Raw genomic sequence first — 20,315 nt, 5'->3', positions numbered from 1 at the left:
ATACCTGCATACAATTACGTGGCACCAACTCCCTTTTGGGTGTTAAATACTTTCAAAGTTTAACAACGCCCATAAAAGTAAGGGACCGTTTCATGTTGCGGGATTTTGAACGTATCGCCGGGAAAGTCGCGAATGCTCCGCGCCCGCCCCTTCCCGGCGGCGTTGTAGAGGAAACACCGATAGAAGATTCCCCGGACATGCTGACGCCTGAAAAGGATGGTACCTACCTGCCAGCTGGCGTGATTCTTGAATACAGGGATGATCACGACCAGTGGAGTGTGCGCCGCGTCACCCTGCTGTCGGCAAAGACAGAGGGTGACGATCCCAGCTTCACTGCCTTTTGCCATACGCGCCAGGATATCAGGCGGTTCCGCCTGACACGTCCCATGCGGGTGATTGATCCACATGGCGGTGCACTTCCTTATGATTCACCCTATACATTTCTGGAACGGTTTCGCTGCGAAGGAACAGGCGACAGCGTCAGCGATCAAACCCGCAGCCTGCTGTGCGCGGCGCGGGATGAATTATCGGTGCTTATGTTCTTCTCTCGCTGTGATGGATATCTGCATCCGGCCGAACGAACGGTTGTGTTGTCCTTTATTCAACAGAATTATGGAAAAACCGAATGCCCGGCTGATACGGTTTGGGAAATCGTCCGGCGCCTGTATCCAGACTCCCGGACAATGCTGAACTGCGCCCATGATATCATGGATACCAAGGGTGAAGAGGCCCTGGAAGCCCTGCAACAGTCAATCCGCACATTGATAGAGGCGGATGGCATCATCCATAGCGATGAAGCCTTGCACGCGATCGAACTGTCCTTCTTGAGATAGCAACCGCCTCCGCCCTGCCGCCACCAGCGTCTGATCGGCCCCTGCTTTCTTTGCAAAGCGGGCATGACGCATTTTGATCCCGTAATAGACCACACAGTTCGTGACACCTTCTTTTTTGTTGACAGAACGACATAAAGATATTGTTATGTGTGCATCATGTTATGAGGCTTAGCAAATGGACAGACTTCTTCAGGCAATGCGCGCCGTGGCAGAACCAACCCGAATTCGGATCCTGAACCTGTGCGCCCATTCAGAACTGACGGTCAGCGATCTTGTCGGCTTGCTGGGTCAAAGCCAGCCACGCCTGTCCCGTCATTTGAAATTGCTGGTCGAAGGCCATGTGCTGGAACGCCATCAGGAAGGATCCTGGGCGCGTTACCGCCTGGCATCCGATCGCCGCGCAGATGATAACGCTGCCAGCTTTGCGTCTGCCGTCCTGGACCTGCTGCCACAGGAAGACCCTGTTCTGGCGCGCGACATGGATCGGTTGGACCGGTTGCGCCGCAAATGGGATGCGGAGGCTGCGGATTACTTTAAACGCAATGCCGCCGAATGGGATCATATCCGCACGCTGCATGTCGATGAAGAAGCCGTATCCAATGCTTTATCTGATGTAACGCGAAATTGGTCCCTGGGCCGATTGCTGGATATCGGAACCGGCACCGGAAAATTGCTGGAACTATTGGGGCCGCGCGCCAATTCCGCCGTTGGTATTGATCTGTCTGCGGAAATGCTGCGTGTTGCGCGCGCCGCCATTGAACGCGAGGGGCTGACGGACTGTCAGGTGCGTCAGGCCGATATGTATCAAATCCCCAGCGCTGATCAGGATTTCGACACGGCCGTTTTGCATATGGTGTTGCATTACGCCGATGATCCCGCCCAGGCCTTGGCCGAAGCCTCCCGCGTATTATCTGACACGGGCCGCATTCTGATTGTCGATTTTGAACAGCATAATCTGGCAGAGTTGCGGGCAGAACATGCGCACCGCTGGCCGGGATTCACCCAGGAACAGATTCAAAATTGGCTTCAGGAAGCCGGGTTCGGCGACATTGCTGTGACGCGATTGGAAGGCGGTGCCCTGACCGTTTGTGTTTGGACCGCGCAGAAGATCGCGCATTCCCAGGCGGAGGAAGCAGCATGAGCCATGCAATCCGAATCGGTTTTGAAGTGTTTCCGCCCAAATCTGGCAGCTCTGAGACATTTGAAAACAGTGTCGCAACATTGGCCACCATCGGCGACTATGTTTCGGTAACCTACGGGGCGTCTGGGTCTGGTAGAGAACGCAGCGAAACTGCCATCAATGCCCTGGTTGCAAAGGGCCAAGCCAATAAAATCGCCGCCCATTTGACCGCATCCAGTCAATCCAGGGATCAAATCGACAGACTGGCCCGCGACTGGAAGGCAAAAGGCATTCACCGGATCGTAGCCCTAAGGGGCGATGCCCCCGCCGTTACGGGGGATGAATATCCCTGCGCCGCCGCGCTGACCGAGGGATTGAGCAAGATTGGCGGCTTCGACATCGCTGTTGCCTGCTATCCCGAAGGCCATCCAAAATCCGCTTCAAAGGCGGCAGAGATGGACCACCTGAAGCGTAAATTCGATGCCGGGGCCAGTGAGGCAATCACCCAATTCTTCTTTAACATCGAAGACTATCTGCGCTTTCGGGATGACTGCCGCGCGGCGGGCATTCATCAACCCATCATCCCCGGCCTTTTACCCATTGCCAGCCTGGAAGGATTGCATCGTTTCGCCGCCGGGTGTGGCGCGAAAGTGCCTGGATGGCTGGATGCCCGTTTCGCCGGGTTGGAAGACGATCCTGAAACCGTGCGCACGCTATCGGTTGCCACAACCGTTTCCCTGTCTGATCGTTTGATCGCAGAAGGGGTCGACCATATTCACCTATATACATTAAATCGCGTGCGGGATGCGTTGACCATCGCCCGGGCGCTTGGCATCACAGGCACAGAAAGCGCCGTGATTACTCAAAAAGAGGAGGCTGCGTAAACCAATGCGGACAATTACAGAAGCCCTGACCCATCATGTTCTGTTGACCGATGGATCTATCACCAGAGAGCTTAAGCTGCCGGAACTGGATCTGGACGCAGAGCGGGATTTCTTCGGGGCGGCCGAATGCCCGGAAGTGCTGAACCTGACGCGCTACAGCAAGGTTGTTGATGTGCATAAGGCCTTCTTGAAGGCCGGTGCAGATATCGTGCGGACCAACAGCCTGCGCGCAAACCCTCTTACCCTGCGTGCCTATGGTCTGGAAGATGAAGCCTTCATGATCAATTTCAAGGCTGCCGAAGCAGCCGCAGAAGCGGTCGACAGTGTGCCCGGTGAAGGCCGTCGCCGTTTTGTCATGGGTGTTGTGCGCGACGATGGCTGGGATATCCCTCCCGGTGACGTGGAAGCCGCCGCCAGCATTCAGGTTGAAGGGCTGATTGCCGGAGGAGCCGATGGCATTCTGTTGGACGTGTTACCCGGGGTTGGACGCATACAAGCCATGCTGGAAGGGGCTAACAAGGCTAGGGAAAAGCTGAACAGCCGCGTTGCGATCCTGCTGCAACGCATTGAAGGCGGCCCACGCTTTGGTCCGCGCACCGTCGAGAGCGCCGATGGCATTGTCCAATTCCGCCCCGGCGATGCCCGCCGCGCGGCCTGGCTGGACAGCGCCTTGCGCGATGGCACGGTCAATCTGATTGGCGGCGGGTCATTGCCGCAGCATACCGCTGCCCTGGACACATTGTTGCGGGATCGTGCGGAGGATGGCTTCCGTCCGGTACTGGGTTGGGTCCGTGACGAACGTGTGGTCGATGATCTGGAACCTGTATCCAGTTGGACCCGTTTCCCTGACCCTGTCGAGGCACCGGAATCGGTGTCCGAAACAGCCTGACCGACCGCGTGAACGGGTCTTTAGACAGGACTTTGTTCACCGAAAACCAAGAACGGCGCGATTCCGACGTTAATAGACGCGGGCGCGCTGTTCCCTTGCGCTCGCTCGGTTAACTTTCGTCCATCTGACGACGGACAATAATCCTGTCGTGCTGACCCGATGTCGCGCCTGACATTGTGGAGACGACATCGTATCAAGGAATTTGCTCAATGACCCGGACTGTTCTCGAATCCAAGACCAAAACCCACATTATCGGGTTTGACCGCCCCTTCACCGTAATCGGGGAACGTATCAATCCAACCGGCCGCAAAAAACTGGCAGCGGAAATGAAGGAATACAATTTCGAGACGGTCACGGCAGACGCGCTGGCACAGGCTGCCGCGGGAGCCCATATGCTGGACGTCAACGCAGGCATTCCACTGGCCAACGAGCCCGACATTCTGGCAAAAACCATCAAGCTGGTGCAAAGCCTGGTTGATATTCCCCTGTGCATCGACAGTTCTATTGTAGAAGCCCTGGAACAAGGCCTGGCAGCCTATGAAGGCCGCCCGTTGCTGAACTCTGTGACCGGGGAAGAAGAGCGCCTGGAAGTTGTGCTGCCGCTGGTAAAGAAATATGGCTGTGCCGTGGTTGGTATTTCCAACGACGAAACCGGTATTTCCGAAGATCCTGACGTTCGTTTCCAGGTTGCCAAAAAGATCGTCGAGCATGCCGCGGATTATGGTATTCCCGCCCATGACGTTGTGATCGATCCCCTGGTGATGCCAATCGGTGCCCTGGGCAATGCCGGTGTGGGCGCCTTGAACCTGATCCGTCGCCTGCATGATGAATTGAAGGTCAACACGACCTGTGGCGCATCAAACATGAGTTTTGGTTTGCCAAACCGGCATTCGCTGAACGGGGCCTTCCTGTCCATGGCGGTCGGGGCCGGCATGACCAGCGCCATCATGAACCCGCTGCACGAGCCGGAAATGCACGCAATTTGGGGCGCAGATGTGATCGCCGGTCACGACAAGGATTGCGCCGCCTGGATCAAGCGCTTCCGCGAGGCCGCCCCAGAAGGTGAAGCACAAGGAGCCCGTGGGGGTCGCAGCACGCGCCGCCGCCGTTCTGCCTGACGCCAACCCTTCGTTCCGCTGTTGTAAACAAAAAAGAGTGCCTTATGGCTGACGCCGACCCGACCAAGACTGATACACAATCCACTGCCCCCGAAGGGAAAACCGCCCATGTGGTTTTCACCCCTTCGGGCCGCAGTGGTGATTTTGCGATTGGAACGCCCATCCTTCAGGCGGCCCGACATCTGGGCGTCGATCTGGATTCTGTCTGTGGCGGTCGTGGCATTTGCGGGCGATGCCAAATCACCCCTTCGGTCGGGGATTTTTCCAAGTTTCAGATCAAAAGCAAGGCGGAAAACATCTCCCCCATGAATGCGGTGGAGGAACGCTATCGAAGCAAACGCAGCATGAAGGCGGATCGCAGGCTGGGCTGTTCCAGCACGATCCAGGGTGACCTGGTCATCGATATTCCCGCTGACAGCCAGGTCCATAAACAAGTCGTGCGCAAACGCGCTGAGGTCCGGAGTATTGAAATCAATCCGGTCGTGCGTCTGCATTATGTCGAGGTTGAAGAACCCGACATGCACCATCCGTCTGGAGATCTAGAGCGGCTGGAACAGGCCCTGTATGAACAATGGGGACTGACCGTCGATCACGCCGATCTGTCCGTCATACAGATTTTGCAGAAGGCATTGCGCAAGGGCGAGTGGAAGATCACCGCCGCCGTCCGGAATGAACATGAATTGATTTATGTCTGGCCGGGTTTCCACGACAAGATCTTTGGCTGTGCGATTGATGTCGGATCCACCACGATGTCGGTGCATTTGACCAATCTGCAAACCGGTGATGTCGTTACCTCTGTTGGCGCAATGAACCCGCAGATCCGCTTTGGCGAAGACCTGATGAGCCGGGTCAGCTATGTCATGATGAATCCGGGCGGAGAGGTCGAAATGACCAAGGCCGTGCGCGAAAGCCTGGGATATCTGATCGGTCAGGCTGCGGTTGAGGCAAAAGTACATCCCACTGAAATTCTGGAACTTGTCATGGTTGGAAACCCAATCATGCACCATCTGTTGCTGGGTATTGATCCGACCGAGTTGGGCTGGGCGCCTTTCGCCCTGGCGACCAATCAATCGTTAGAAGTCCTGGCCAGCGAATTGGACTTGAAGGGTAAGACCAATCCAGGCGCGCGGGTCTATTTCCTGCCCTGTGTTGCTGGCCATGTCGGAGCCGATGCCGCCGGTGTCGCCCTGGCAGAAGGCCCGCAATTGCGCGAAGAGGTCACTTTGGTCGTTGATGTTGGGACCAATGCGGAAATCATTCTGGGCAATAAGGACCGGTTGCTGGCCTGTTCCAGCCCGACAGGCCCGGCCCTGGAAGGCGCACAGATTTCCTCTGGCCAGCGCGCGGCACCAGGCGCAATCGAACGGGTGCGCATTGACCCGGAAACGCTAGAGCCGCGCTTTAAGGTGATCGGCTCAGATCTGTGGTCCAATGAGGCAGGCTTTGCCGAAGCGTCGAAAAAGATCGGTGTCACAGGCATCTGTGGATCAGGCATTATAGAAGTCCTGGCGGAAATGTTCCTGGCCGGGCTGATCACCGAAGACGGCATTATTGATGGCGGCACCGCGTCGCGCACAGACCGTATTCTGGGGGAAGGCCGCACTTTCTCCTATATCCTGCATCGCGGGGAGCCGGAAATCCGTGTGACCCAGGCCGATGTGCGCGCCATTCAATTGGCAAAAGGGGCGCTGTATGCCGGCGCGCAATTGCTGATCGACAAATTGGGCAAGCCCGTGGAACGCATCGTGCTGGCCGGTGCCTTTGGCAGCCATATCGATGCAAAATACGCCATGGTTCTGGGTCTTATACCGGACTGTCCGCTGGATATGGTCGCCTCTGTCGGGAATGCGGCTGGAACCGGGGCGCGTATTGCCCTGTTGAACCGCCATTCCCGTGAGGAGATCAAACAGATCGTGTCGGGAATTGAGAAAATCGAAACCGCTGTCGAACCGCGCTTTCAGGAGCATTTCGTCGGTGCGATGGCCTTCCCGCATAAGACAGCGCCCTTTCCGAATCTGGAAAAGGTCATCACGCTGCCACCAAAGAAATCTGCCCACTCGTCCAATGACGACGGCGAAACAGGTGGCCGTCGCCGGAGACGCCGTTGCTAGCGGCATACAGATACACTAAACGCAGGAAAGAGCGCGCCATGTCGGAGACCATCACCATGACTGAGGTTGATCAGATCGTAAACTTCATGAGCACCTGCACGCTGGAGGTAACGCCAGGAGGGGCCGCGAAGATTGATGATTTCCGCGCCGTCCTGCGCCCGGATCAGATCGTCTATGTGACCTTCCTGCCAGGATCAAACTTCCGCGATACTGTGGTCACGGTCAAAAAGCTGAAAGATCAGGGCATGCGGCCGGTTCCCCATTTCGCCGCCCGCTCCATCCCCACGAAAGCATTCTTTGAAGAAAACCTGAAGATGCTGACGGAAGAAACCGGTGTCGAAGAAGCCCTGCTGATCGGCGGCGGCGTCGACAACCCTGTCGGGGAATTCAGCGAATCCATGGAAATCCTGCGACTGGGCCTGTTTGAGAAATATGGCATCAAACATCTGGGTATTGCCGGTCATCCGGAAGGCAGCCCAGACATTAAGCCCGCCGAAGTCATCCGCGCCCTGCTGGACAAGAACGCCTATGCCGCCCAAAGCCCGATTGATTTCTATATCGCGACACAATTCTGTTTTGAGGCAGAACCGCTGATTCAATGGGACCGGCAGATCCGCGCAGAGGGCAACACATTGCCGATCCATATCGGCATTCCAGGATTGGCGACGATCAAGACCCTGATGAAACATGCCCAAGCCTGCGGCATCGGCAATTCCATGCGCTTCATCGCCAAACAAGCCCGAAATGTCGCCAAACTGATGAGCGTCAGCGAACCTGATAAGCTTGTGCGCGACCTGGCACACTATAAGGCGACCGATCCTAGTTGCGGCATTATCCAGGCCCACCTTTACCCTCTGGGCGGTCTGAAGAAATCCTCTGCCTGGCTGCATGCCATTCAGGACGGCAAGATCGAATTGTCCAAAAAGGGTGGCTTTAAGACCGACTATGTCGTGGAATAGAAGACCGTCGCCTTCGACATTCTGATCACGCAAAAGAGTTAATCCGGTCGTAATGGAAGACACGATCCTCGCTCAATGGAGCATAGTTCAAGCGCGCGCTATTGCAGCATTGGGGACGCCCGACTTTGGGCCGCGCCTGACTCAAGCCATCCGTGCTCTGGTTCCCTTCGACAATGTCATGCTGTTTGTCTATCGCGGGGAAGAACGCCCCCTCGCCGCTTTCACCGATGTCGCCTCATCCGATGAAGCCCGGATCATCATGGAAGGGTACATCACCGGCCCCTACCTGCTGGACCCCTATTTTACGGAAGTTCTGAATGGTCGGCTTACCGGTTTAGCGCGCCTGTCAGACATCGCGCCAGACCGGTTCTTTGAAACCGAGTACTTCAAGCGACACTATATCCGCACTGGAATCGTCGATGAGATCGGGTTTTTCATGGGGCTGCCCGATGGCGTCACAGCGGTGCTGAGCTTGACCAAGCGCGGCGCAGTCTCCCGTTTCACATCCGATGAGATTGCCCTTTTAAGCGATCTTGGCCCCGCCATTCGCACATTGGGCGCCCATAACTGGATGCCGCTATACAAGGAATTTGAGTCCCGTCGGGTAGGTGAGACCAGGCCCGGTATCGATCCCGTTCACCCCATCGAAATGGCGATGAATACGGTGGGCCAGGATGTGTTGAGCCGCCGAGAGTCGGAGGTCGTTGCCTTCATCCTGCGCGGACATTCCACAGAATCCATCGCCCTGCATCTGGGCATCAGCCCCGGCACCGTGAAAATCCACCGCAAGAAAGCCTACAGCAAACTGGCGATCTCGTCCCAGGCGGAACTGTTTTCTCTGCTGCTGGACAGGCTGAGAAATATCGTCGAGAAATTGCAAAGCACCACCCTTGAACCAGGCTCGACGTAACCGACTCTTCCATCCTATTTAATCGGATTGAACTAGCCGCTTGAAAAGGCTCTTCTATCCCTAACCGGTAGCATATTTCCCTAGGATAGGGACGCCTAAACCCCGGCGAGTTCTTCCCATAACATTTGTGTGAGTTGTCCTTGTCCGGCCTACAGCTTCGCGAGGTTCAGACTAAGGGTGCTTATATCCAAAACGCTTCGATCTGATACAAGCCTGCATCCGTGATGTGCTGATGTATATATACAAATTTGACCTTAGTTTAAGCCCCTAATGTGTCAGCAAATATCCTATCCATTTGCACTATGATTACCTGTTTGAGAATTTTCACCACCAATATAAAAAATAGTATATTATATAAAAATCAATTATAACGAGTCTTTATATATAGGAGGTAGAGCTATGTCTAGGATTGCAATGAAAATGCCCTTTGCGACGATAATTTTTGCGTTTGCGATGGCTGGATGTGTTACGCCAGACGACTATGTCACGCGAGCAGAATTCGACGAATATAAGGCGAAGACACAAAACGCATTTGATCGCGCATACCGCGTTGATCAAATAGTAAAGATTCATGAAAAAACAGTAGCATGTTCGATAATTCAGTCGAAAATCAAACAAAAATACCCAGAAATTTATCGCATATTCAACAACTATGTCGCGAATCTCGACAGCGAAGGGTGGTCTAGTACCCATTGCCAAGAGAATTAGATAATCTGCATGCTATTTTTATGTAGGCCCTAAAGACCGTGATACTGCTTAAACCAAGCGACGAATTTCGGCAGCCCCACATCAATCGGCGTGGTCGGCGCATAACCGAAATCATTGGCGATGGCGTCTATATCGGCATAGGTCTTTTGCACATCACCGGGCTGCATCGGCTGAAAATCGATATCCGCCTTCACACCAAGCGCTGATTCCAGAACCGAAATCATCCGCATCAAGGGTTCTGAGCGATTGTTGCCGATATTGTAGACCCGGTGCGCGGCCAATTGATTGCCCCGCACGGGCGGTCCGTCCAACACCGCCATAACGCCCGCCACGATATCATCCACATAGGTGAAATCGCGCATCATATCGCCATTGTTGAAAACTGGGATCTTCTCCCCCCGCAGCATCTTCTCCACAAAGATCCAGGCGGCCATATCGGGGCGACCCCAGGGACCATAGACCGTGAAGAAGCGCAGACCTGTCATTGGGATATCATACAGGTGGCTGTAAGAATGGCTCATCAACTCATCGGAGCGCTTGGTCGCGGCATACAGGGAAACCGGCGTATCCGTGCGGTCATCGACGGAAAACGGCACCTTGGTATTGCCGCCATAGACAGAAGAGGAGGACGCATAGACCATATGCCGGAAGCCGTCGATGTTGCGCGCCAATTCCATCACATTCAAATGGCCCAGCAGATTTGATCGAACATAGGCATAGGGATTTTTCAGGGAGTACCGAACCCCCGCCTGAGCCGCCAGATTGACGATACGGTCAATCTTCAATGCCGGGTCATTCAATGCCAGAACAGCATCCGTATCAGCGATGTCCAGCTTCTGGAACGTAAATCCCGGCTTGTCCGCCAAGGTTGCCAGCCGGGCCTGTTTGAGCGCCGGATCGTAATAATCATTCAGATCATCGACACCAATGACCATCTCTCCCCGCGCCAATAACTGTTGGGACAGGGTCATTCCGATGAAGCCAGCGGCACCCGTTACTAGCACGGTCATTGTGTCGTTCTTCCAAAAGAAAAGGGGTTTCAACTGTGGGCGTCGTATACCGGGTTACGCGCTTCGATGCACCCTGAAATTTAGATCAGGTATCAGACCCGACGCGACTGGCAACAGGACCGGACTGATTGACGTATTTTGCGCCTTCCTTGCGATCATAGGGATTAAGGGCTGGCGAGGTCAGAGGTTCAAAGCTGACGGCACAGACCCGCATGCCAGGTCTCAGCGCCAGCGCCACATTGCCCGCATTAAAAAATTCCAGCGTGATAACGCCATTCCACCCTGGCTCAAGCGTGTGGGCCGTGGCATGGACCATCAACCCGATGCGCGCCAGACTGGACCGACCATCCAGCCAGCCGACCAGATCATCTGGAATTTTGACCCGCTCCCGCGTGGCCCCCAGCGCGAAGGCCTTGGGCTGCAGGATAAAGGCATCGCCCTGTGGAACGGCATATTCGGTCATCGGGTCCTTGTCCCCTAACCCCTTGCCGCCCAATCCTTTATCGACATCGATGACAGAGATCTGTTCATGCTTGAAATACAGGAAACGATCATCCAGCGTCAGGTCAATGGAAACCGGGCCGAACCGAACATTCTCAGACGGCTCTATCTCAATCGACTTATCAGCAATTCGTTGCAGGATATCCCGGTCGGATAACTTCATGATGCGTCCTCAATCCCCGTGTTTCATGCTTATTCTGTCCTTCATGCGCCGCGATTCGACAACAGCCCGCAAGGGAAAGCAAGACAGTTGAAAATTTAGGTCAGTAATGCTAACCTAAATCCAATCAAGAATAAAATAACTCACAGGACAGCAGTCTTGTGATGCATTCAGACCGGCCCCATACTCATCATAAAGAATGAGCATCCGGGCTCTTTATGGGAGAGGCTCACCATGGCCGAATTGGCAGATGTACAACTGGACGATAAATACACGCTGGAACAGGGTCGGGTCTTCCTGACCGGGACGCAGGCGCTGGTTCGCCTGCCGCTGATGCAGCGTTTACGAGACCAGGCTGCCGGACTTAACACGGGCTGTTTCATCTCCGGCTATCGCGGATCGCCTCTTGGCGGCTTTGACCAACAGCTATGGCGGGCCCGGAAATTCCTGGAAAAGAGCAACATTCATTTCAAAGCGGGCGTGAACGAAGACCTGGCCGCAACCGCTGTCTGGGGCACGCAGCAGGTTGGCCTGTATCCCGGCGCGGAAGTCGATGGCGTGTTTTCCATCTGGTATGGCAAGGGGCCCGGCGTCGACCGATCAGGCGATGTTTTCCGCCATGCAAATCTGGCTGGGACCGCTGCCCATGGCGGCGTATTGGCCCTGGCGGGGGATGACCATACCTGCAAATCGTCAACCACCGCCCACCAGACTGAATATGCCTTCATGGACGCCATGATCCCCGTTCTGCACCCCGCCAATGTGCAAGAATTTCTGGATATGGGCCTGCATGGCTGGGCGATGTCGCGCTATGCCGGGGTCTGGGTCGCCTTCAAAACACTGGCTGATACGGTTGATACATCGGCATCCGTCTATGTCGACCCGCATCGCGTCCAGTGCAAAATCCCTGAAGATTTTGATATGCCGGAAGGCGGCCTGAACATTCGTGCCTCCATCCATCAACCGCTGCAGGAAGAAGAACTGCTGCATAAATATCGCCTATATGCCGCGCTGGCCTATGTGCGGGCAAATGGGCTGAACTATCAGGTTTGGCCCAGCAAGAACCGCCGCTTGGGTATCGTCACGACAGGCAAGAGCTATTTGGACGTGATGCAGGCCCTGGAAGACCTGCATATCGATGAGGCATTCGCCGAGAAGCTGGGGATCGTAATTTATAAGGTGGGTATGCCCTGGCCGCTGGAGCGCGAAGGCATTCGCCATTTCGCCGAAGGACTGGAAGAAATTCTGGTTGTCGAAGAAAAGCGCGCCGTCATCGAAAACCAACTTAAAGAGCAACTTTATAACTGGCGCGAAGATGTGCGGCCCCGGGTGGTTGGTAAATTTAACGATCAGCGAGAATTGCAGCTTCCGTCATATGGGGAATTAACTCCTGCTGGAATCGCTCGCGTGCTGGTGGACCGCCTTAAGAAACTGCCCGGCGGCAATGCGACGGTAGATTCCAATGAGCATTTCAAAAATCGTTTGGGATTCTTAACCGCGAAAGAAAAATCCCTGTCGGAGACTAAGGGCGGTACCAAGCGCGTTCCTTATTTCTGCTCCGGTTGTCCCCATAATACCTCCACCAAGGTGCCAGAAGGCAGCCGTGCTTTAGCTGGGATTGGCTGTCACTACATGGCGCTGTGGATGGATCGCAATACCCAAAGCTTCACCCAGATGGGGGGCGAAGGCATGACCTGGATCGGTCAGGCCCCCTTCACCAGCGAAAAACACGTCTTCGTCAATCTTGGTGATGGGACCTATTTCCATTCCGGACTGCTGGCGATCCGCGCGGCGGTATCGTCTGGTGCCAATATCACTTACAAAATCCTGTTCAACGATGCCGTCGCCATGACCGGGGGCCAGCCCCATGATGGGCCCATCGATGTCCCAACCATGGCGCAACAGGTTGCCTCAGAAAAAATCGCGCGCCTGGCTGTTGTCTCTGACGAGCCGGAGAAATATGGCACCACGCCTGGCTACTTCCCGCCGGGCACAACAGTGCATCACCGCAGCGAATTGACCACCCTGCAAAAGGAATTCCGTGAAACCCCCGGATGCACAGTCATTATCTATGACCAGACCTGTGCCGCAGAAAAGCGCCGTCGCCGCAAGCGCGGCCTGTATCCTGATCCCGCCAAACGCGCCTTTATCAACGAGGCCGTATGCGAAGGCTGTGGCGATTGCTCCGTAAAATCCAACTGCCTGTCGGTGGTGCCGAAGGAAACCGAATTCGGCCGCAAACGAGAGATCGACCAGTCCAGTTGCAACAAAGACTATTCCTGTGTCGATGGCTTCTGCCCCTCCTTCGTGACCGTGCATGGTGGCAGCTTGCGAAAGGGCAAGGGGGCCGATGCTGGATCAGCCCAGGCAGCCGGTGTCGCCGATGTGTTTGAGGCCTTACCCGAACCCACCATCCGTCCCCTGACAGATAAACCCTGGGATATCCTCCTGACCGGCGTTGGCGGCACAGGGGTTGTGACCATTGGGGCCCTGCTGGGTATGGCCGCGCATTTAGAAGGCGCCGGCTGTTCCGTGTTGGATATGGCGGGCCTGGCGCAGAAGGGTGGCCCGGTCACCAGCCATATCCGACTGGCGAAATCCCCGGAAGACATCAAGGCCGTTCGCATTGCTGCGGGGGGTGCTGATTTGATCCTGGGCTGTGATATCGTTGTCGCCTCTGGCGCTGATGCGATGGCAAAGGCTGAACGCGGATCAACTGTGGCTGTCGTGAATACCCAAGCCTCCATTACCGGGGATTTCACCCGCAATCCCGACTGGCAATTCCCGGCCAGCGAGATGGAACAGATCATCCGCGATAATCTGGGCGCAGACGCGTCCCATTTCCTGCCAGGCACAAAGGTTGCTGAGGCCTTGATGGGCGACAGTATCGCAACCAATCCCTTCATGCTGGGCGTTGCCTTCCAGATGGGGTTAATCCCGGTCTCCCGTGCGGCACTGGAGAAAGCAATTGAACTGAATGGCGTGGCCGTGAAGGCCAATATGCGCGCCTTTCTATGGGGTCGCCGCATGGCCCACGATCCAAAAGCCGTGCTGAAAATGGTGGATAAGGCAGAGGCTTCCACCGCCGCGCCGAAACAGGATGACTCTATCGCCACCAGTCTGGAAGACATCGTTGCCAAGCGCATCGCCGCCTTGAAGGATTATCAGAATGACAGCCTGGCCCGGCGCTATAAGGACCTGGTTGATAAAGTCGTGACGGCAGAAGGTCGCGTTGGTCGGGCCGATGGCAGCCTGGCGATAGCGGTAGCGCGCTATTACTATAAACTGCTGGCGATCAAGGATGAATATGAGGTCGCCCGCCTGTTTACCAATGGCAAATTCATGAAATCCGTGCGGGAGCGGTTTGAAGGGGACTTTAAGCTGAAGTTCCACCTCGCCCCGCCGCTGTTTGCGGAACGGGACCCTAATACGGGCGAATTGAAAAAACGGGAATATGGCCCCTGGATGATGTCTGCCTTTGGCCTGTTGGCAAAGCTGAAAGGCTTGCGGGGGACCCCTTTGGATATCTTCGGCTATAGTGAAGAGCGTAAAATGGAACGCCGCCTGATCACCGACTATGAAACCATGATCGGTGACATCATCGCCGGAGTATCTGCGTCAAATTATGATACGGCGATTGAACTGGCGGAGATACCGGAACACATCCGCGGCTATGGTCATATCAAGGAACGCCACGTGAAATTGGCAAAAGACACGGAAGCCAAACTGATGGCGCAATTCCGTGATCCCAGCAGTGCCCAGGCGCCGCAAGCTGCCGAATGACGGTGATCGTTAGAAAGGCCGTTCTGCCAGACGATCTGCCTGCGCTGATACGGTTTATGGGTCATCTGCATGATTTGGAACACGCCATCGATCCGGCCCGTCAAACGGCTGCCGATGGCGCGGACCCTCATATGCGCTATCAGATCCTGGATGCGCAACAGAATGACGGGCTAGTGGCACTGGCAGAGACACAGGGCGGCCTGCCTGTTGGGATGATGGTTTGTTCCGTTGAGACCTTTCCGGGGGAGTACCTGTATCCATCAGAAAGCCGGGTCGGCTATATCAATGATTTGTGGATCGAGCCGGAACATCGCGGTGGAACCGTGCTGGATGATATGATCGCAATGGCCGAGGCGCATTTCAAAGCCCTGGGACTGAAGATCCTTATGTTGAGCTATCTGGTTGGAAATGATCGCGCCGGTGCAGCCTATGCAAAGCGGGGATTTCGACCCAATGAAGTTCAGATGAAGCGGGAAATTTCCTGACCGCTTGACGCTGCCCGGTCCTATCTATAGCAGACGTTGGTATCCAATCTTAAAACAGGAGCAGTCGATGTCCCGGATCGTCTATGTAAACGGCGAGTATCTCCCCGAAGAAGAAGCTAAAATCTCTGTCTTTGACCGTGGTTTTCTAATGGGTGATGGCGTTTACGAGGTTTCATCTGTGCTGGACGGGAAGTTGATCGACAATGCCGCCCATATCGCCCGACTGGAACGTTCCTTATCCGAACTTAAGATGGATTGGCCCTGTACCAAGGAAGAACTTCTGGAAATCCAGCGTGAAATCATCCGCCGCAATCAGGTGACGGAAGGGGCCGTCTATTGGCAGATCACGCGCGGCGCGGCAGATCGGGATTTCGTTTTTCCGAAGGGGGTAAAACCATCCCTGGTGATGTTCAGCCAGTCAAAGAAAATTGTAGATGTTCCCACCGCCAAGACGGGGATTTCGGTCATTACAGTGCCGGATATTCGCTGGCATCGCCGCGATATCAAAACCGTGCAATTGCTGGCCTCCAGCATGGCAAAGATGGCCGCCATCGACGCCGGTGCCAATGATGCCTGGCAGGTTGAAAATGGCTTTGTGACGGAAGGAAGTTCAAACAACGCCTTCATCGTTACCCAGGATGGAACCCTGATCACCCGCAATCTGTCCAATGACATTCTGCATGGCATTACCCGGCGCGTTATTCTGGACCTAGCGGAAAAGGAAAAGCTGACAGTTGAGATTCGCCCCTTCACACAGCAGGAAGCCTATGAGGCCACAGAGGCGTTCATCACATCTGCTTCCAGCTTTGTTATGCCAGTGGTAAAAATCGACGACCATAAGATTGGTACGGGCGTTCCGGGTCCAATCGCCCTTAAACTGCGCAAGATGTATATCGAGGCTGCGAAAGCAAGCGCCAGCTAGGCTAGGACGCTGGGCTGGGGGCCGGGGTGGGCGCTGGCGTAACCGGCGCGGTTCGGTTCTCCTCCCATGCCTTACGATAGGCCTTCGCGGCAGAGATCAAACGCGGATCCGGAGACGTCGCGCGCTTTCCATTATGGTCATGGCCTGTTGCACCGACCAACAGGGCGCGCTCTGAATAAATTGACGATATCGCCAGATAGGCCGAACTGAAACCCGATTTCGCAGCCCGGTCCAGGGACAGGATAAGTCGATCCCGATCCGGCCACCAATCCGGCAAGGTAACTGTCTTGCCCGCGCGGGCGGCATAGGCGATGCGCTGATCAACAGATTGTACCATTTCCAGATGAACCTGAATGATGGTTTCCATTGCGGGCCTGTAGCCTTCGGCCGCAGTATTCGACAACAGGCGATAACCCCGCTCCCGCACGCCCGGCTGTCCGTCAGGATCTTTCTCATACCCCAGGGAGGTCGTACCGAACCATAGGAAATAACCTACCGCATATCGTGTTTCCGGGCTGTCATCATGATGATTGGCGCGTTCGACTTCCAAGACACATTGATAGGCGCGCTGGCGCCATGCTTCCGGTGTCTCTCCAGCCAATTCAGGTGTAGACCATGCAAATTCCGGTGCGCCAGTATAACCCTGACGCAGTATATAGTTCCAAAACTGTTCGAAGTCGCCGTCATACAAGCGATTTAGGCGTTCGCCACATTGTGCGGGTTCAAACGGAGCCTCAAACACCGACTCCGAAACAGCCGGGCGCGCGTACAAGACCAACGCTCCCACCAGAAACATTCCGGCGAGGATTACAGGCGCACGGTCTGCGCAAAATTGAGACAACGAATATTTCATCCTTTAAAGATTGGTCGAATCGGGATGAAAATCAAGAATCTCAACAAGATAAGATAAACATAGGCAAAAACCGAATCCTGCCAGAGACCTAAACCATTGATATTATTTCGTTATATTGAGTAAGGTTTCCGAATATAGATTCAAATACTGTTAAACTTTTTATTCTTTTTACCTATATTTTACTTAAATCTCATCGGAAAATAACCAAATGGCCTTGTCCTGCACCTTCACCCGGCGCAGTGCTATCATTCCGCCATACCGCCTTTTTCGACCAATTCTTTCAGGCGTGCCTCGTCAAATTCCGCTTCCAGCGCATCTGCAACCTTACGCGCCTCCGCTTCCAGATCATCTGATACTTCAACCGGGTCAGCCTTGCGCCATTCTGCCAGATAATCGTCTGTGGACCGGGCACCGCCCCGCATGGCGGCACGATCAATCGCCTTTTCAAACCGTTCGGCCAGGACGATTTTCACCTGATCGCGACGGCCCTTTTTCGCGATCACCTGGGCAGGAATATCACGCCAATACACAACAATTAACTGGGCCATCTATACCATCCTTTATTGTTTAATCGGGGCATCATTTACGGATGCCATCATAAAATCCGCCAATTCTCCATAGCCGGTCCGGCGCATCTCAAACTTCAGGGACAGAGCCTGCGCCGCCTGGCGCGCCTTATCCTCCAGAATCGGATCCTCCGTCTGAGCCAGATACATCAGGCGTGTATAATTCGCAAACAACATGTCACGCATTTGTGGATACTTGCGCAGGCCCATCCCCTCCAGAATCAAAGTTTCAAAATGCCGCGCCAGATAGTCCGTCAGGTAAAACGTCCCCAATTCCGCATCTGCCATGGCATCGAAAGCATCGGCCCCGGCAAAGAAGGAATAACAATGAGGTCCAGGAATCCGGGTCGCCCCTTCCTGGCGGACAACATCGTCTAATTTTCCGCCCGTTCCACAATCCGCATAGGCAACAAAGATCGCCTGATAATCATTGTGATGTTCCCGAATTTTCGCCCTCAGGAGGTCGGGTATCTTCTGCGGTGTATTATGCAATTTGGCGGGAAGACATGTGACGGCGACATGCCGCCAATCGTTCAGGCGGATAATATCCAGAATCTCCCGCGCCAGAGCGCCGCAGGCAATGATCAGAATATTGGCCTTTTCCAGACCATATTCCGGCGCCGCATCGGGCGCCGGAATATTTTGATCCAGTGTTTGATTCATCCGGTCCATTCCTTGCCCATTCTGCCGCCAAAACGAATCAACAGTAACAGGCGTCCTAGGGGAGGCGGCTGATGAATCTACTGATTGTTCTTGCGAACCATCACTTCCTTTGCCGTCTCCACCGCCACGGCGGCATCCCGGCAATAGGAATCAGCGCCAATTTCCCGCGCGAATTCTTCATTCAAGGGCGCCCCGCCGACGAGGATTTTGTAATCGTCGCGAATGCCCTGTTCCTTCATCGTATCGATCACGACCTTCATATAGGGCATCGTCGTGGTCAACAGGGCGGACATGCCCAGAATGTCGGGCTTATGCTCTTCCAGGGCAGCGAGGTATTTTTCTACTGGATTGTTGATACCCAAATCGATCACTTCAAAGCCCGCACCTTCCATCATCATCGACACAAGGTTCTTGCCGATATCATGAATATCGCCCTTCACCGTGCCAATCACCATTTTACCCTGCGGAGGAGCGCCTGTTTCCGCCAATAAGGGGCGCAGGATATTCATCCCGGCCTTCATGGAATTGGCCGCCATCAGCACTTCTGGTACGAACAGGATACCATCGCGGAAATCAATCCCAACAATCCGCATCCCTTCGACCAAAGCCTCGGTCAGGATCTTATAAGGTGCCCATCCGCGTTCCAGCAGGATGTTTGTTGCGTCTGTGATTTCGTCCGCAAGACCATCATACAAATCGTCCCACATCTGCTCGACCAATTCCTGATCGTCCAGAGAACGAAGATCTAGATCCCCATCATCGGCCATTTTGATCTATCCCTTTTAAGGCAAATGGGGCGAATTTCGTCTCGCCCCATTACTGGTTTTCATTCGCCATACGCTAAATCCAGCCAGATTCCAGGCTCACACCCGCGCGACAAGATTTATCCTTGCGACGACAATACAAAAAATGGACCGACCTGCCAACGCCACTGAACAAGATCAGTTGCTGAAATAGCGCCAAAATCCGTGTATTTGCGACGTTCGAGCCGGGGAATTAATCAGGGGGTTAATCAGGGGCGTCAATCAAGGGCGCAGACGCAATTGGCGATAGGCATCCGCCAGACGGGATGCTTCTTCCAGAGACGTCTTATCCATACCATCTGTCACATCCGGTAACAGACCTGCCGCTTTAGTATCCCCGTTTTCGGTTGCCAAAGTCAGCCATGCCCAGGCTTCTATCCGGTCTTGAGGGGTATTTGCGACGCCGCCCATATACAACAGCCCAAGCGCGCGCATGGCCGGCGTTACACCCCGAAAGGCCGCCTGTTCGTACCAACGAATTGCGCCTGAAACGTCCTTTGCAACTCCCTGACCTTCCGCCAGGAGGAGGGCAAGATTAAACTGTGCCTCCCCCAGACCCTGCTCTGCCGCCTGCCGATAGAGCGCGGCGGCAGCGGATAAATCTTTTTGCCCGCCCAAGCCTTCCTGATAATACAGTGCGCGCTTAAACTGGGCGGGGCCATGTCCCGCCGCAGCCGCACGTTCGAACCAGACTGCGGCCTGATCATAATCGGGCGAACCGGTCACAGCACCACGCTCAAACAAAATGGCCAGGCGGAATTGTGCGCCCGTATCCCCGGCGTCCGCCTTTGCGCGATATCGATCCACAATAAAGGTCGGCGCGACATCTTGCTGCGCTGTTTCAGATTGCGCGAAAGCCTGCCCGGATTGGAAGCCAACCATCGCCAAGGGCATGATCAGGCACAGGCCCAGTAAGCCTGCGGATATCGCCATTCTTTCCCCAAAACCAACCGCCATACTAAATTGCCCCCGTTGCAAGACGATGACCCTATGCGGATTCCAAGAATACGTCGATACCGTATGAGACAAACAGTGTT

19 protein-coding genes are annotated in these 20,315 nt (G+C 54.8%); 12 read left to right on the top strand and 7 right to left on the bottom strand.

Features of this window, described 5'->3' with window-relative positions:
* Window positions 1–92: 92 nt before the first annotated feature.
* The 9 genes from ACOSDR_RS11930 to ACOSDR_RS11890 all read left to right on the top strand — a co-directional run bounded on the left by ACOSDR_RS11930 (window position 93) and on the right by ACOSDR_RS11890 (window position 9,532).
* Complete coding sequence (locus ACOSDR_RS11930; protein ID WP_420724847.1) at window positions 93–833, top strand: hypothetical protein; 741 nt, start codon at window positions 93–95, stop codon at window positions 831–833.
* 175 nt (window positions 834–1,008) lie between these two features.
* On the top strand, window positions 1,009–1,974 hold the full coding sequence (locus tag ACOSDR_RS11925) for an ArsR/SmtB family transcription factor (RefSeq protein WP_420731410.1): 966 nt from the start codon (window positions 1,009–1,011) through the stop codon (window positions 1,972–1,974).
* Window positions 1,971–2,837, top strand: a complete 867-nt coding sequence (locus ACOSDR_RS11920; RefSeq protein WP_420731409.1) for a methylenetetrahydrofolate reductase — start codon at window positions 1,971–1,973, stop codon at window positions 2,835–2,837. The genes ACOSDR_RS11925 and ACOSDR_RS11920 overlap by 4 nt, the downstream gene beginning before the upstream one ends.
* A gap of 4 nt (window positions 2,838–2,841) precedes the next feature.
* The gene (locus ACOSDR_RS11915) at window positions 2,842–3,726 is read left to right on the top strand and encodes a homocysteine S-methyltransferase family protein (RefSeq protein ID WP_420731408.1); all 885 of its coding nucleotides are present in this window, start codon (window positions 2,842–2,844) and stop codon (window positions 3,724–3,726) included.
* Window positions 3,727–3,935: 209 nt separating this feature from the next.
* A complete protein-coding gene (locus ACOSDR_RS11910) occupies window positions 3,936–4,844 on the top strand; it encodes a dihydropteroate synthase (RefSeq protein ID WP_420724851.1) in 909 nt (302 codons plus the stop codon).
* 44 nt (window positions 4,845–4,888) lie between these two features.
* A complete protein-coding gene (locus tag ACOSDR_RS11905) occupies window positions 4,889–6,955 on the top strand; it encodes an ASKHA domain-containing protein (protein WP_420731407.1) in 2,067 nt (688 codons plus the stop codon).
* A 38-nt stretch (window positions 6,956–6,993) separates the two neighbouring features.
* Window positions 6,994–7,914, top strand: a complete 921-nt coding sequence (locus tag ACOSDR_RS11900) for a methylenetetrahydrofolate reductase (protein WP_420731406.1) — start codon at window positions 6,994–6,996, stop codon at window positions 7,912–7,914.
* Between the two features lie 52 nt (window positions 7,915–7,966).
* Window positions 7,967–8,824, top strand: a complete 858-nt coding sequence (locus ACOSDR_RS11895) for a helix-turn-helix domain-containing protein (RefSeq protein ID WP_420731405.1) — start codon at window positions 7,967–7,969, stop codon at window positions 8,822–8,824.
* Between the two features lie 399 nt (window positions 8,825–9,223).
* Window positions 9,224–9,532, top strand: a complete 309-nt coding sequence (locus tag ACOSDR_RS11890; RefSeq protein ID WP_420731404.1) for a hypothetical protein — start codon at window positions 9,224–9,226, stop codon at window positions 9,530–9,532.
* Between the two features lie 29 nt (window positions 9,533–9,561).
* On the opposite strand, the gene ACOSDR_RS11885 is transcribed toward ACOSDR_RS11890, so the two are convergent.
* Together ACOSDR_RS11885 and dcd are read right to left on the bottom strand one after the other, a co-directional pair.
* Window positions 9,562–10,542, bottom strand: coding sequence for an NAD-dependent epimerase/dehydratase family protein (locus ACOSDR_RS11885; RefSeq protein ID WP_420731403.1), 981 nt, complete (start codon window positions 10,540–10,542; stop codon window positions 9,562–9,564).
* 85 nt (window positions 10,543–10,627) lie between these two features.
* On the bottom strand, window positions 10,628–11,206 hold the full coding sequence (dcd, locus tag ACOSDR_RS11880; RefSeq protein WP_420724856.1) for a dCTP deaminase: 579 nt from the start codon (window positions 11,204–11,206) through the stop codon (window positions 10,628–10,630).
* A gap of 231 nt (window positions 11,207–11,437) precedes the next feature.
* Here dcd and ACOSDR_RS11875 point away from each other — a divergent pair, with 231 nt between their 5' ends.
* From ACOSDR_RS11875 to ACOSDR_RS11865, 3 genes are all read left to right on the top strand, one after another.
* Entirely contained in the window at window positions 11,438–14,986 is a 3,549-nt protein-coding gene (locus tag ACOSDR_RS11875; RefSeq protein ID WP_420731402.1) for an indolepyruvate ferredoxin oxidoreductase family protein, read from the top strand.
* Window positions 14,983–15,471, top strand: a complete 489-nt coding sequence (locus ACOSDR_RS11870; RefSeq protein ID WP_420731401.1) for a GNAT family N-acetyltransferase — start codon at window positions 14,983–14,985, stop codon at window positions 15,469–15,471. Before ACOSDR_RS11875 ends, ACOSDR_RS11870 begins: the two co-directional genes overlap by 4 nt.
* A 67-nt stretch (window positions 15,472–15,538) precedes the next feature.
* On the top strand, window positions 15,539–16,393 hold the full coding sequence (locus ACOSDR_RS11865; RefSeq protein ID WP_420724859.1) for a D-amino-acid transaminase: 855 nt from the start codon (window positions 15,539–15,541) through the stop codon (window positions 16,391–16,393).
* 1 nt (window position 16,394) lies between these two features.
* Here ACOSDR_RS11865 and ACOSDR_RS11860 read toward each other — a convergent pair whose 3' ends face one another.
* The 5 genes from ACOSDR_RS11860 to ACOSDR_RS11840 all read right to left on the bottom strand — a co-directional run bounded on the left by ACOSDR_RS11860 (window position 16,395) and on the right by ACOSDR_RS11840 (window position 20,235).
* Window positions 16,395–17,165, bottom strand: a complete 771-nt coding sequence (locus ACOSDR_RS11860) for a hypothetical protein (protein WP_420731400.1) — start codon at window positions 17,163–17,165, stop codon at window positions 16,395–16,397.
* A 326-nt stretch (window positions 17,166–17,491) separates the two neighbouring features.
* Window positions 17,492–17,794: a virulence factor gene (locus ACOSDR_RS11855; protein WP_420724861.1), complete on the bottom strand. Its 303-nt coding sequence runs from the start codon at window positions 17,792–17,794 to the stop codon at window positions 17,492–17,494.
* 12 nt (window positions 17,795–17,806) lie between these two features.
* Window positions 17,807–18,475, bottom strand: a complete 669-nt coding sequence (locus ACOSDR_RS11850; protein ID WP_420724862.1) for a DUF1638 domain-containing protein — start codon at window positions 18,473–18,475, stop codon at window positions 17,807–17,809.
* 77 nt (window positions 18,476–18,552) lie between these two features.
* Window positions 18,553–19,242 carry a corrinoid protein gene (locus ACOSDR_RS11845; protein ID WP_420724863.1) on the bottom strand — a complete coding sequence of 230 codons (690 nt, stop codon included), beginning with the start codon at window positions 19,240–19,242 and terminating at the stop codon, window positions 18,553–18,555.
* Window positions 19,243–19,500: 258 nt separating this feature from the next.
* A complete protein-coding gene (locus tag ACOSDR_RS11840) occupies window positions 19,501–20,235 on the bottom strand; it encodes a tetratricopeptide repeat protein (RefSeq protein WP_420731399.1) in 735 nt (244 codons plus the stop codon).
* Between the last annotated feature and the right edge of the window lie 80 nt (window positions 20,236–20,315).

The sequence above is a fragment of the Hwanghaeella sp. 1Z406 genome, from assembly GCF_048892425.1.
Taxonomy (GTDB): Bacteria; Pseudomonadota; Alphaproteobacteria; order UBA8366; family Aestuariispiraceae; genus Pacificispira.
Note: the sequence above shows the minus strand (reverse complement) of the source record. Positions and strands in the feature narration are given on the sequence as shown.